Genomic DNA, 12589 nt, shown 5'->3' with positions numbered 1-12589 from the left:
CGGCCAAGCCATCTCTATGCTGCGTTATCTGTTTCGTCGCCTTGTAAAAGCCTTGATGTGGTTCCTGGTCGGCAGCGTGCTGCTGGTGCTGCTGTTTCGCTTCGTGCCGCCACCGGGCACCGCCCTGATGGTGGAACGCAAGATCGAATCCTGGATCGACAACGACCCCATCGACCTGCAGCGCACCTGGAAACCCTGGGACGACATCTCCGACAACCTCAAGGTGGCGGTAATCGCCAGCGAGGATCAGAAATTCCCCGATCACTGGGGCTTCGATATCGATGCGATCCAGGCGGCCCTGGCCCACAACGAACGTGGCGGCTCGATCCGCGGTGCCAGCACCCTGAGCCAGCAAGTGTCGAAGAACCTGTTCCTGTGGTCCGGCCGCAGCTACCTGCGCAAGGGCCTGGAAGCCTGGTTCACTGCCCTGATCGAGGTGCTCTGGCCCAAGCAGCGGATTCTCGAGGTCTACCTCAACAGCGCCGAGTGGGATGAAGGGGTGTTCGGCGCCGAGGCCGCCGCACGCCATCATTTCGGCGTCAGCGCGGCCAATCTGTCGCGCCAGCAGGCCAGCCTGCTGGCCGCGGTGCTGCCCAATCCACGGGTGTTGAGCGCTGCGCGACCCAGTACATATGTGCTGCAGCGGGCCGGCTGGGTTCGGCGGCAGATGAGCCTGCTCGGTGGCGCCGATTATCTGAATCGATTGAACGAGTCGCGCAAGGCGCCCTGGGCGGAGTAATCCGCATTCGGCCTAGCGCCTGCCCTGCCTGAGCGGGTTCGAGAGGGACGTTGGGCCAGGGTTTCGCCGCCAAGCCGGCGCCTGCGACAGCCGCACAAACAAAAACGCCCCGATCATCTCGGGGCGTTTTGCATGACGCTGCAGACTTAAGCGGCGATGGACAGCTTCAGCTTGTTCATCGCGCTCTTTTCCAGCTGGCGGATACGCTCGGCGGAAACGTTGTACTTCTGCGCCAGGTCGTGCAGCGTGGCTTTTTCTTCGGCCAGCCAGCGCTGGTAGAGAATGTCGCGGCTGCGTTCGTCCAGCACTTCCAGCGCTTCGTGCAGGTTGTGGGTGGAGTTGTCGCTCCAATCGGCGTCTTCCAGTTGCAGGGCCGGATCGTAGCGATGGTCTTCCAGGTAATTGGCCGGCGATTGGAAAGCGCTGTCGTCATCCGCTTCAGCCGCTGGATCGAAGGCCATGTCCTGGCCGGTCAGCCGGCTTTCCATCTCGCGCACTTCACGGGGCTCGACGCCCAGGCTTTCCGCCACACGGTGCACTTCTTCGTTGTTCAGCCAGGCCAGGCGCTTCTTCTGGCTGCGCAGGTTGAAGAACAGCTTGCGCTGAGCCTTGGTGGTCGCGACTTTGACAATCCGCCAGTTACGCAGGATGAACTCGTGAATCTCCGCCTTGATCCAGTGCACGGCAAAGGACACCAGGCGCACGCCCATTTCCGGGTTGAAGCGCTTCACGGCTTTCATCAGGCCAACGTTGCCTTCCTGGATCAGGTCGGCCTGGGCCAGCCCGTAGCCGGAATAGCTGCGGGCGATATGTACGACAAAACGCAGGTGGGCGAGCACCATCTGCCGAGCCGCCTCAAGATCCTGCTCATAGTAGAGACTCTCGGCCAGTTCACGCTCCTGCTCGGGCGTCAGCAATGGAATGCTGTTCACCGTGTGCACATAGGCCTCCAGGTTTGCGCCTGGAACCAATGCGTAAGCAGGTTGCAAAGAAGTGGTCATACGAAAAAACCTCCGACTCACATAACTCGTGCAGTTCAGCACTGCGAAAATTGACCGGAAACCGCGAAACAAGTTCCCAAATATTCAGAAAGGTCAATACAAGCAAAAAGACATTACTTCGGTGCCAGCTCCCTCAGGTGGCGGGCCACCGCAATCCACGCACCGATATAACCCAACAGCACCGCCCCAAGCAAGAGCGACAGACCATCGGCAACCGGTACTCCTGCAAGGGCAAAATCACTGCCATACAGGCCGGCCAGACCGACCACCGCGTCGTTCAACCAGTCCAGGCCGAACGCCAGTACCCCCCAGGACAGAATCCCCGCACCGAAGCCATACAGCGCGCCCATATAAAGGAAGGGACGTCGTACATAGCTGTCCGTGCCGCCGACGAGTTTAATCACTTCTATCTCGGTGCGGCGGTTTTCAATATGAAGACGAATGGTATTGCCTATCACCAAAAGTAATGCAGAAACCAACAGCACCGTCAGACCGAAGACAAAACGGTCCCCCAGCTTGAGGATCGCCGCCAGTCGCTCGACCCAGACCAGGTCCAGCTGCGCCAGTTGCACCTTGGGCATGTCCGCCAAACGCTGGCGCAAGGCTTCAAGCGTAGCCTTGTCCACCTCGTTCGGCGTCACCAGCACCACACCCGGCAACGGGTTGTGCGGCAACTCGCGCAAGGCCTCCCCCAGCCCGGACTGCTGCTGGAACTCTTCCAGGGCCTTTTCCTTGCTGATGAACTCGGCATCCGCGACCCCGGGCAGGCCCTTGATCTCGGTACTGAGTTTCTCGCCCTCGGCCGCCGAGGCGCCCAGCTCCAGGTACAGCGAAATCTGCGCCGCACGCTGCCAGGAACCGCCCAGGCGCTCGACGTTGTTGAGCAACAGCGACAGGCCCATGGGCAGGCTCAGGGCCACGGCCATCACCAGGCAGGTAAAGAAGCTGCCGATGGGCTGCTTGCCCAGGCGCCGCAGGCTGTCCAGCAGGCTGGCACGATGGCTTTCGATCCAGGCGTGCAGCAGGGTGGCGAAATCCGGACCGTCGTCCTCGTCGCGTTTTTTCTTCGGCGGCGGCGCCTCGGAGGCCTTGGGCGCCACGCGCTCCGCCACTTTAGGGGTACGTGTTGCACTCATACGCCGGCCTCCCCATCACCGATCAGTCGGCCGCGCTGCAGGGTCAGCATGCGGTGACGCATGCGCGCGATCAGCGCCAGGTCGTGACTGGCGATCAGCACGCTGGTGCCCAGGCGGTTGATATCTTCGAACACGCCCATGATTTCCGCCGCAAGACGCGGGTCGAGGTTACCGGTGGGCTCGTCCGCCAGCAGCAAGGCTGGACGGTGGACGATGGCCCGGGCGATGCCCACGCGCTGTTGCTGGCCGGTGGACAGATCGCCGGGGTACAGGTCGGCCTTGTCCGACAGCGCCACGCGCTCCAGGGCCGAGTCCACCCGCTTGGCGATTTCCGCCTTGGACAGCCCAAGAATCTGCAGCGGCAGCGCGACGTTATTGAACACCGTGCGATCGAACAACAGCTGGTGGTTCTGGAACACCACGCCGATCTGGCGCCGCAGGAAAGGGATCTGCGCATTGCTGATCTGCCCCAGATCCTGGCCGGCCAGCAGCAGCTTGCCCGACGTCGGACGCTCCATGGCCAGCAGCAGGCGCAGCAAGGTGCTCTTACCGGCGCCGGAGTGGCCGGTGACAAACAGGAATTCGCCACGACGGACGCGAAAGCTCAGCTCATGCAGGCCAACGTGGCCGTTGGGATAGCGCTTACCGACCTGTTCGAAACGAATCATGAACGCTCCCGCTCGGCAAACAGTGCCTGGACAAAGGGTTCGGCTTCAAAGGTACGCAGGTCATCGATGCCTTCACCGACCCCGATATAACGGATCGGCAGACCGAACTGCTTGGCCAGGGCGAAGATCACCCCGCCCTTGGCAGTGCCATCGAGCTTGGTCAGGGCCAGGCCGGTCAGTTCCACGGTCTGGTTGAATTGCTTGGCCTGGTTGATGGCGTTCTGGCCAGTACCGGCGTCCAGCACCAGCAGCACCTCGTGGGGCGCGTCGGCATCCAGTTTGCCGATTACCCGACGGACTTTCTTCAGCTCTTCCATCAGGTTGTCTTTGGTGTGCAGGCGCCCTGCCGTGTCAGCGATCAGCACGTCAATGCCACGGGCCTTGGCCGCCTGCACCGCATCGAAGATCACCGAGGCGGAATCGGCACCGGTGTGCTGGGCGATCACCGGGATCTTGTTGCGCTCACCCCAAACCTGCAGTTGCTCCACCGCTGCGGCGCGGAAGGTGTCGCCGGCCGCCAGCATGACTTTCTTGCCTTCCAGCTGCAGCTTCTTCGCCAGCTTGCCGATGGTGGTGGTCTTGCCTGCACCGTTGACGCCCACCACCAGGATCACGAAAGGCTTGTTCTGGGCGACGATTTTCAGCGGCTGCTCCACCGGCTTGAGCATGCTGGTGAGTTCGGCCTGCAACGAAGCGTAGAGCGCGTCGGAATCGGTGAGCTGCTTGCGCGCCACCTTCTGGGTCAGGTTCTGGATGATCACCGACGTGGCTTCGACCCCGACGTCGGCGGTCAGCAAACGGGTTTCCAGGTCTTCCAGCAACTCGTCATCGATGGCCTTCTTGCCCAGGAACAGGCTGGCCATGCCTTCGCCGATACTGGCGCTGGTCTTGGACAGGCCCTGCTTCAAACGGGCGAAGAAACCGACCTTGTTCTCTTCAGCAGGACGGACCGGCTCGACCACAGGCTCCGCCACCTGGACAACCGGCTCGGCAACAGGAGCAGGAGCAGGAGCAGGAGCAGGAGCAGGAGCGACAGGCTCGGGGGCGACCGGGGTCGGGGCCAGCGGAGCCTGCACCTCGATCACCGGGGCCGGCGCGACAACCGCCTCGACAACCGGCTCGGGCGCCGCGCTCAAGGCCGGGATCGGCGGCGTGACATGTTCTGCCTGCGTATCCTCCACCAGGGCCACCGGCTCTTCCGCTACCGGCAGCGTCAGCCAGGGCTTGTGCTCCGGGCTCGGAGTCAGGGGCAGCTCGGGGGCGACGGCCGCTACCGGCTCAGCCTCGACCCGGGGTTGCAGCACCGGCTCGCCGGTCGACAGCACCACCGGCTCGCTCGGGGCTACGCTGGGGGCGGTTTCAATGGCCGGAGCCGGCGCTGGCTCGACAGGCACTTGCGGCTGTTCGACGACGGGTTCCTGCGGCTTTTTGCGCAGCCATCCGAACAGGCCTTTCTTCTCGCCAGCCGCGGCTGGGGTCTTTTTGTCGTCGTTGGAACCAAACATGGAGACGGCTATCTCAAGGTAGCGATGCGCCACTGGGCGCCTCGGTAAATAAATATTCGATGCAGAACAGACTGTGTTTATTCCAGCTTGTTCACGCGCAACATGTTGTCGAAATGCCCAAAAGCACTTCAAGGATCGATTTTACTAAAGGACTGGAACGGCAAAATCGGCGAAAAGTCGCAGTTTAGCTGACAAATCAAGGCTTATTGCCGGTAACTCATACAACCTGCTCAAGTACCTGCTGATCCGCGAAGACCTGATAGGCGTGGCCGCCAGTAAAACGGATCAGTATCCTAGCACCTCCTCGCCCGCACAGGCTAAGACCAAGCGGGCAGCCCAACAGGTTTAAAAACGAATGAATGCTCTAGCCCGCCGCGCCGCAGGCCTGCTGCTCAGCACAGTTTGTCTGCCCCTTGCAGCCCTGGCTGCCGACCCGCAACCCACCCACGAATTCACCCTCGACAACGGCCTCAAGGTCGTGGTCCGCGAAGATCATCGCGCGCCGGTGGTGGTGTCCCAGGTCTGGTACAAGGTCGGCTCCAGCTACGAAACCCCGGGCCAGACCGGTTTGTCCCACGCCTTGGAACACATGATGTTCAAGGGCAGCGAGAAGGTCGGCCCCGGCGAGGCCTCGTTGATCCTGCGGGACCTGGGCGCCGAAGAGAACGCCTTCACCAGCGACGATTTCACCGCCTATTACCAGGTCCTGGCCCGCGACCGCCTGGGCGTGGCCCTGGAGCTGGAAGCCGATCGCATGGCCAGCCTGCGCCTGCCGGCCGACGAGTTCGCCCGCGAGATCGAAGTGATCAAGGAAGAACGCCGCCTGCGTACCGACGACAAGCCGCTGTCCAAGGCCTACGAGCGCTTCAAGGCCATGGCCTACCCGGCCAGCGGCTACCACACGCCGACCATCGGCTGGATGGCCGACCTGAACCGGATGAAGGTCGAGGAACTGCGCCACTGGTACCAGGCCTGGTACGTGCCGAACAACGCCACCCTGGTGGTGGTCGGCGACGTCACCCCCGACGAAGTGAAGACCCTGGCCCAGCGTTACTTCGGCGCCATCCCCAAGCGTGACGTGCCACCGGCGAAGATCCCCATGGAGCTGGCCGAACCCGGCGAGCGCCTGATCACCCTGCACGTGAAGACCCAACTGCCGAGCCTGATGCTGGCCTTCAACGTGCCCAGCATCGCCACCGCCGAGGACCAGCGCTCGGTGCACGCCCTGCGCCTGGCCGCGGCCCTGCTGGACGGCGGCTACAGCGCGCGCATCCCGACCCAGCTGGAGCGCGGCGAAGAGCTGCTGTCCAACGGTTCCACCAGCTACGACGCCTACACCCGGGGCGACAGCCTGTTCATGCTCTCAGCCACCCCCAACAGCCAGAAGAAGAAAACCATCGCCCAGGCCGAAGCCGGGCTGTGGCGCCTGCTGGACCAACTCAAGACCACCCCGCCGTCCGCCGAGGAACTGGAGCGGGTCCGGGCCCAAGTGATTGCCGGGCTGGTCTACGAGCGTGATTCCATCACCAGCCAGGCCAGCGCCATCGGCCAGCTGGAAACCGTCGGCCTGTCATGGAAGCTGATGGACACCGAGCTGGCGGAACTGCAAAGCGTGACCCCGGAAGACATCCAGAAGGCCGCCCGCACCTATTTCACCCGGGAGCGTATGAGCGTGGCCCACGTACTGCCTGAGGAGTCCGCTCATGAGTAAGCGCAAGAATGCTTCACCGGTCCTGCTGGGCCTGGCCCTGGTCGCCCTGCTCACCGCCGGTGGCCTTTACCTGTCGCGCTCCGGCGAGAGCAATGCCAGCCAGGCCCTGGACAAGGCCAAGAGTAGCCAGAAGCTGCAATCCCTCGCCGAGCTGGATGGCAAGGCCCCCAGCCATCGCAACCTCAATGTGCAGACCTGGAACACCGCCGAAGGCGCCAAGGTGCTGTTCGTCGAAGCCCGCGAGCTGCCGATGTTCGACATGCGCCTGATCTTCGCCGCCGGCAGCAGCCAGGACGGCAACACCTCCGGCCTGGCCCTGCTGACCAACGCCATGCTCAACGAAGGCGTGCCCGGCAAGGATGTGGGCGCCATCGCCCGGGGCTTCGAGAGCCTGGGCGCGGATATCGGCAACGGCGCCTACAAGGACATGGCCGTGGTCTCGCTGCGCAGCCTCAGCGCCGTGGATAAACGCGAACCGGCGCTGAAGCTGTTCGCCGAAGTGGTGGGCAAGCCGACCTTCCCTGCCGACTCCCTGGCGCGGATCAAGAACCAGCTGCTCGCCGGTTTCGAATACCAGAAGCAGAACCCCGGCAAGCTGGCCAGCCTGGAACTGATGCAGCGCCTGTACGGCACTCATCCCTATGCACACGCCAGCGAAGGCAATGCCAAGAGCGTTCCGGGCATCAGCCTGGCGCAACTGCAGGCCTTCCACGCCAAGGCCTACACCGCCGGCAACGTGGTGATCGCCCTGGTCGGCGACCTCTCGCGCAGCGACGCCGAAGCGATTGCCGCGCAGGTTTCCGCCGCCCTGCCCAAAGGCCCGGCCCTGGCCAAGGTCGAGCAACCCACCGAACCCAAGGCCAGCATCGGCCATATCGAATTCCCGTCGAGCCAGACCAACCTGATGCTGGCGCAGCTGGGCATCGACCGTGACGATCCCGACTACGCCGCCGTATCCCTGGGCAACCAGATCCTCGGCGGCGGCGGTTTCGGCACCCGGCTGATGAGCGAAGTGCGCGAGAAACGCGGCCTGACCTACGGCGTCTACTCCGCCTTCACCCCGATGCAGGCCCGCGGCCCGTTCATGATCAACCTGCAGACCCGCGCGGAAATGAGCGAAGGCACCCTGAAACTGGTGCAGGACGTGTTCGCCGACTACCTGAAGAACGGCCCGACCCAGAAGGAACTGGACGACGCCAAGCGTGAACTGGCCGGCAGCTTCCCGCTGTCCACCGCCAGCAACGCCGATATCGTCGGCCAGTTGGGGGCCATGGGCTTCTACAATCTGCCGTTGAGCTACCTGGAAGACTTCATGCGTCAATCCCAAGAACTGACGGTGGAACAGGTCAAGGCCGCCATGAACAAGCACCTGAGTGTCGACAAGATGGTCATCGTCAGCGCCGGCCCCACCGTCGCGCAAAAGCCGTTGCCGCCCCCCACTGACAAACCCGCCGAGCAGCCGCTCGGGGTTCCGGAGCACTGATGGCCCGTCCAGCCCGTCCCAGCAAGAAACCCGTCCACAACCAGCACAATGGCGTGGGCCAGCTGCGCATCATCGGCGGCGAATGGCGCAGCCGCAAACTGAGCTTTCCCGATCTGCCGGGCCTGCGCCCGACCCCGGACCGGGTGCGCGAAACCCTGTTCAACTGGCTGGCGCCCTATGTCGCCGGGGCCAAGGTCATCGACCTGTTCGCCGGCAGCGGCGCGGTGTTCCTCGAAGCCCTGTCCCGCGGCGCCGCCACGGGCCTGGCCCTGGACAGCAGCAGCGTAGCCATCTCCAGCCTGCGCGAGCACCTGGGCACCCTGCGTTGCACCGTGGGCCAGGCGCAGACCGCCGACGCCCTGCGCTACCTGGAAACCCAGCCGGCGACGCCGTTCGACCTGGCCTTCCTCGACCCGCCGTTCAACCAGAACCTGCTGCCCGCCGCCTGCGCCCTGCTGGAAGAGCGCGGCTGGCTGGCGGACGACGCCTGGATCTACACCGAAAGCGAAACCGCGCCATCAACCCTGGGCCTGCCCGGACGCTGGCGCCTGCACCGTGAACAAAAATCCGGGCAGGTGTACTACTCGCTGTGGCAACGTATGGCAGACAACGCCGCGTAGCACCCGCCTACGTTCGGCCGGAACAAGGCGCGCACCCCGCCCGGGCTGCGCGCCGCTGCATCGAGATCCTCCCCGTGCCCGACTCGCCTGATCGTTTCATTCCCGCCTTCGGCCTTGGCAACCCGCACCTGCAGACCCTGTGGGGCCCGCTGTGGCGCCCGGCCACTGAGCTGGAGCGCCAGCGCGAACGCCTGTGGCTGGATGACGGCGACTTTCTCGATCTGGACTGGCACGGCCCCCATAGCGCCGAAGCCCCGCTGGTGCTGGTGCTGCATGGCCTGACCGGCTCGTCCAACTCGCCTTATGTGACCGGCCTGCAACAGGCCCTCGCCGCTCGGGGCTGGGCCAGCGCGGCCCTGAACTGGCGCGGCTGCTCCGGCGAGCCCAACCTGCTGCCGCGCAGCTACCACTCCGGCGCCAGCGAAGACCTGGCTGCGGCCATCGCCCACCTGCGGGCCCAGCGCCCTCAGGCGCCGCTGTATGCGGTGGGCTATTCGCTGGGGGGCAATGTGCTGCTCAAGTACCTGGGGGAAAGCGGCAGCGAAAGCCCGTTGCAGGGCGCCACGGCGGTATCGGTGCCGTTTCGCCTGGACCAGTGCGCCGACCGCATCGGCCAGGGCTTTTCGAAGATTTACCAGGCGCACTTCATGCGCGAGATGCTGGCCTACATCAAGGACAAGCAGCGCCAGTTCCAGCACGACGGCCGCCACGACGGCCTGGCCACCCTGGCGCAACTGGGCCCGCTGACCAAGATGCGCACCTTCTGGGATTTCGACGGCCGGGTCACCGCGCCGCTGCACGGCTTTGCCGATGCCCAGGATTATTACCGCCGCGCCTCCAGCCGCTATTTTCTCGGCGAAATCCGCACCCCGACCCTGATCATCCAGGCCGCGGACGACCCTTTCGTGTTTCGCCACAGCCTGCCCGAAGCCCGTGAACTGTCCGCCAGCACCCGCTTCGAGCTGCAGGCCAAGGGCGGCCACGTGGGTTTTGTCGGTGGCAGCCTGAAACATCCGCGCTACTACCTGGAACAGCGCATTCCGCAATGGCTGATGGACCTGGACCGCCATGGCTAAGCCCACCCGGGAGTCGATCCGTTTCTGGCAGAGCGAGCCCCTGGCCGGGGTCGAGTTGCTGGCCGCGCGCTATATCGAACAGCGCTTCGTGCCTCATGTGCACGAGGGTTATGTGATCGGCATGATCATGGCCGGCGCCCAGCGCTACCGCTATCGCGGGGCCGAGCACCTGGCGGGCAGCGGCACCCTGGTGCTGATCAACCCGGACGAACTGCACACCGGTGCCAAGGGCGTCGAGGACGGCTGGCTGTACCGGGCCTTCTACCCGGACAACCGGCAGATCCTCGGCCTGCTGGGCGAACTGGAGCTGCCCAACGGCAGCCTGCCGACCTTCGGCGCGACCCTGTATCGCGACCCGGACCTGGTGCAGGGGTTTGCCCGCCTGCACCACCTGCTGGAAAGCCCGGCCACCGCCCTGCAGCAACAGACCCAATGGCGAGAAATGCTGCTCCTGCTGTTGCAGCGACACGCCGGGGTCAGGGCGCCGGGTGCGCCCGGGCAAGAGCACCGGGCAATTGTCCAGGCCAAGGAATTGCTGCACTCGCAACTGGCCGCGCCGCCGTCACTGGAGGAGCTGGCGGCGGCGGTAAACCTGTCGCCGTTCCACTTCGCCCGGGTGTTTCGCCGGGCCACCGGGATTCCGCCCCACACCTGGCTGATGCAGCAGCGCATCGCCAAGGCCCGGGCCCTGTTGCGCGATGGCTGCCTGCCGCTGGAAGTGGCCACGCAATTGGGATTTGCCGACCAGAGTCACCTGAGTCGGCAGTTCAAGCAGGTCTATGGGGTGGCGCCGGCGGCTTATCGCAGCGCCGTCCTGCAGTAGGACGGCGCGGCTTTCGCGAGCACGTTCGCGCCTGCTGCCGCCCACCTGTCCCTGTCGACGCTTTCGCGAGCAAGCTCGCTCCTACAGGTTCGTGGGGGCCTGCGGACAGTAGGAGCTGGCTTGCCAGCGAAGAGGCCGACCGGGGCAGCCCGTCAGTCGCCCGTGGCGACAGGCCGCTGGGCATCGGTGATCCACTCGCTCCACGACCCGGCATACAGCCGCGCCAGGGGATAGCCGGCCAGGCACAAGGCGAACAGGTTGTGGCAGGCGGTGACCCCGGAGCCGCAGTAAGCCACCAAGTGCTCCGGAGAACGCCCGGCGAGTTTTTCGGCAAAACGCTGCTTGAGCTGCTGCGCCGGCAAAAAGCGCCCGTCGCTGTCCAGGTTGTCCGTGAACGCCGCGCATTGCGCCCCGGGAATGTGCCCGGCCACCGGATCGATCGGCTCCACGTCACCGCGAAAACGCGGCAAGGCCCGGGCGTCCAGCAAGGTCAGGTCCGGCTGGCCCAGACGCTGCTTCAGGTGCTCGGCATCCAGCAGCAAAGCGTGATCGGGCTGACCGCTGAAGTGCCCGCTCACACTGTCGGGGGCATCCAGGCTCAGGGGCAGGCCGGCAGCGTGCCAGGCGTTGAGGCCGCCATCGAGAATGAACACGCCTTCACGCTTGCCCAGCCAGGCCAGCAACCACCAGGCGCGAGCAGCGTAGGCACCGGGACCGTCGTCATAGAGCACGATCTGGCTGTCGTTATCGATGCCCCAGGCCCGCAGGCGCGCCAGCAACTGCGCGGGATCCGGCAACGGATGCCGGCCGGTCACGCCCTTGATCACCGGTGCGCTCAGGTCGCGGTTCAGATCGGCGAAATGCGCCCCGGCAATATGTCCGTTGGCGTAGCTGCGCTGGCCGTAATCGGGGTCTTCAAGGGCAAAGCGACAATCCAGAATCACCAGGCCGGGCTGCTGCTTCTTCTGGTCCAGGGCAAGCGGGCTGATCAACTGCGCAAGGGGCATAGCGGGCTCCTGTGAATAAGTCGGAGGTTGATCCTACTGCACTTCTTCCAGGGCTTGGGCCAGGGGCACGTAAAACTCTTCGAACAGCGCATTGACCGCTTCACGGGCCTGCTCGGTGACAAAGCCGGCTTCCAGCACCAGCACCTGATAGACGCCGCGCTTGATCGCTTCTTCGCTCAGGTGGGTGGAGTTTTCCCGGGTGGTGCACAGAAAGCGTACCCAGGAGGTGAGGATGATCCAGGCATTGAGGGTCAGGGATTCGATCTGCACCTTGTCCATGGCGACGATTCCGGCGTCGACGAAGCGCCCGTAGATGGCCATGCCCTGGATCAGGCAGCGCTGGGAGAAACGCCGGTAGCGCGCGGCCAGTTCCGGGTCGCTGTCCAGCAGGTGCTCCAGGTCGCGATGCAGAAAACGGTAGCGCCACATGGCCGCCAGCAGCGCCTGCAGGTAATAGCGCTTGTCCTGCACGGTGACCGCGCGCCCGGGCGGCGGGCGCAGGAAGCTGTCCACCAGGCTTTCGTACTCGGCAAACAGCACGGCGATGATCGCCTGCTTGTTGGGGAAGTGGTAGTACAGGTTGCCCGGGGAAATCTCCATGTGCGCCGCAATGTGGTTGGTGCTGACGTTGCGTTCGCCTTGCTGGTTGAAGAGTTCGAGGCTGAACTGGACGATGCGTTCGCGGGTTTTTATGCGTGGGGCCATGGGTGTGGGCTTTAATCAGAAGGCTGGGGTGCATCTTACGTTCTATCCCCCTGGGGATAAATCGCGACCGGCACCGGATGGTATTTGACAATTTAGAGCATAAGCTCTAAAAAAC

12 protein-coding genes are annotated in these 12589 nt (G+C 64.4%); 6 read left to right on the top strand and 6 right to left on the bottom strand.

Annotation, left to right across the window (positions count from 1 at the left end):
* The first annotated feature begins 16 nt into the window (after window positions 1–16).
* Window positions 17–739, top strand: a complete 723-nt coding sequence (mtgA, locus tag L1O02_RS01830; RefSeq protein ID WP_060841549.1) for a monofunctional biosynthetic peptidoglycan transglycosylase — start codon at window positions 17–19, stop codon at window positions 737–739.
* Between the two features lie 146 nt (window positions 740–885).
* Here the strand turns inward: mtgA and rpoH are convergent, their stop codons facing one another.
* From rpoH to ftsY, 4 genes are all read right to left on the bottom strand, one after another.
* Window positions 886–1740: an RNA polymerase sigma factor RpoH gene (gene rpoH, locus L1O02_RS01825; protein WP_016967616.1), complete on the bottom strand. Its 855-nt coding sequence runs from the start codon at window positions 1738–1740 to the stop codon at window positions 886–888.
* Between the two features lie 113 nt (window positions 1741–1853).
* Window positions 1854–2876 (bottom strand): permease-like cell division protein FtsX, encoded by a 1023-nt coding sequence (ftsX, locus tag L1O02_RS01820; RefSeq protein ID WP_016967615.1) that lies wholly within the window; start codon window positions 2874–2876, stop codon window positions 1854–1856.
* Complete coding sequence (ftsE, locus tag L1O02_RS01815; protein WP_060841550.1) at window positions 2873–3544, bottom strand: cell division ATP-binding protein FtsE; 672 nt, start codon at window positions 3542–3544, stop codon at window positions 2873–2875. Before ftsE ends, ftsX begins: the two co-directional genes overlap by 4 nt.
* A complete protein-coding gene (gene ftsY / locus L1O02_RS01810; protein ID WP_235759451.1) occupies window positions 3541–5049 on the bottom strand; it encodes a signal recognition particle-docking protein FtsY in 1509 nt (502 codons plus the stop codon). Before ftsY ends, ftsE begins: the two co-directional genes overlap by 4 nt.
* A gap of 355 nt (window positions 5050–5404) precedes the next feature.
* Between ftsY and L1O02_RS01805 the strand changes: the two genes are divergently transcribed.
* The 5 genes from L1O02_RS01805 to L1O02_RS01785 all read left to right on the top strand — a co-directional run bounded on the left by L1O02_RS01805 (window position 5405) and on the right by L1O02_RS01785 (window position 10762).
* Window positions 5405–6760, top strand: a complete 1356-nt coding sequence (locus L1O02_RS01805) for a pitrilysin family protein (protein WP_060841552.1) — start codon at window positions 5405–5407, stop codon at window positions 6758–6760.
* Entirely contained in the window at window positions 6753–8243 is a 1491-nt protein-coding gene (locus L1O02_RS01800) for a pitrilysin family protein (RefSeq protein ID WP_060841553.1), read from the top strand. The genes L1O02_RS01805 and L1O02_RS01800 overlap by 8 nt, the downstream gene beginning before the upstream one ends.
* The gene (rsmD, locus tag L1O02_RS01795) at window positions 8243–8863 is read left to right on the top strand and encodes a 16S rRNA (guanine(966)-N(2))-methyltransferase RsmD (protein ID WP_060841554.1); all 621 of its coding nucleotides are present in this window, start codon (window positions 8243–8245) and stop codon (window positions 8861–8863) included. The genes L1O02_RS01800 and rsmD overlap by 1 nt, the downstream gene beginning before the upstream one ends.
* A 74-nt stretch (window positions 8864–8937) precedes the next feature.
* Window positions 8938–9939, top strand: coding sequence for a hydrolase (locus L1O02_RS01790; protein ID WP_060844885.1), 1002 nt, complete (start codon window positions 8938–8940; stop codon window positions 9937–9939).
* Window positions 9932–10762 carry an AraC family transcriptional regulator gene (locus tag L1O02_RS01785; protein WP_235759449.1) on the top strand — a complete coding sequence of 277 codons (831 nt, stop codon included), beginning with the start codon at window positions 9932–9934 and terminating at the stop codon, window positions 10760–10762. The genes L1O02_RS01790 and L1O02_RS01785 overlap by 8 nt, the downstream gene beginning before the upstream one ends.
* A gap of 152 nt (window positions 10763–10914) precedes the next feature.
* Here the strand turns inward: L1O02_RS01785 and L1O02_RS01780 are convergent, their stop codons facing one another.
* A complete protein-coding gene (locus tag L1O02_RS01780) occupies window positions 10915–11769 on the bottom strand; it encodes a sulfurtransferase (RefSeq protein ID WP_108545061.1) in 855 nt (284 codons plus the stop codon).
* A gap of 33 nt (window positions 11770–11802) precedes the next feature.
* Window positions 11803–12474, bottom strand: coding sequence for a TetR/AcrR family transcriptional regulator (locus L1O02_RS01775; RefSeq protein WP_060841558.1), 672 nt, complete (start codon window positions 12472–12474; stop codon window positions 11803–11805).
* Window positions 12475–12589 lie beyond the last annotated feature (115 nt).

The sequence above is a fragment of the Pseudomonas sp. BC42 genome (genome assembly GCF_021560055.1).
GTDB lineage: Bacteria > Pseudomonadota > Gammaproteobacteria > Pseudomonadales > Pseudomonadaceae > Aquipseudomonas.
Note: the sequence above shows the minus strand (reverse complement) of the source record. Positions and strands in the feature narration are given on the sequence as shown.

Excerpts from the sequence above, each read along its gene's own strand:
- mtgA (WP_060841549.1), top strand. The coding sequence starts at position 17 with ATGCTGCGTTATCTGTTTCGTCGCCTTGTAAAAGCCTTGATGTGGTTC.
- ftsY (WP_235759451.1), bottom strand. The coding sequence starts at position 5,049 with ATGTTTGGTTCCAACGACGACAAAAAGACCCCAGCCGCGGCTGGCGAG.
- rsmD (WP_060841554.1), top strand. The coding sequence starts at position 8,243 with ATGGCCCGTCCAGCCCGTCCCAGCAAGAAACCCGTCCACAACCAGCAC.
- L1O02_RS01785 (WP_235759449.1), top strand. The coding sequence starts at position 9,932 with ATGGCTAAGCCCACCCGGGAGTCGATCCGTTTCTGGCAGAGCGAGCCC.
- L1O02_RS01775 (WP_060841558.1), bottom strand. The coding sequence starts at position 12,474 with ATGGCCCCACGCATAAAAACCCGCGAACGCATCGTCCAGTTCAGCCTC.
- L1O02_RS01780 (WP_108545061.1), bottom strand. The coding sequence starts at position 11,769 with ATGCCCCTTGCGCAGTTGATCAGCCCGCTTGCCCTGGACCAGAAGAAG.
- ftsE (WP_060841550.1), bottom strand. The coding sequence starts at position 3,544 with ATGATTCGTTTCGAACAGGTCGGTAAGCGCTATCCCAACGGCCACGTT.
- L1O02_RS01805 (WP_060841552.1), top strand. The coding sequence starts at position 5,405 with ATGAATGCTCTAGCCCGCCGCGCCGCAGGCCTGCTGCTCAGCACAGTT.
- rpoH (WP_016967616.1), bottom strand. The coding sequence starts at position 1,740 with ATGACCACTTCTTTGCAACCTGCTTACGCATTGGTTCCAGGCGCAAAC.
- ftsX (WP_016967615.1), bottom strand. The coding sequence starts at position 2,876 with ATGAGTGCAACACGTACCCCTAAAGTGGCGGAGCGCGTGGCGCCCAAG.
- L1O02_RS01800 (WP_060841553.1), top strand. The coding sequence starts at position 6,753 with ATGAGTAAGCGCAAGAATGCTTCACCGGTCCTGCTGGGCCTGGCCCTG.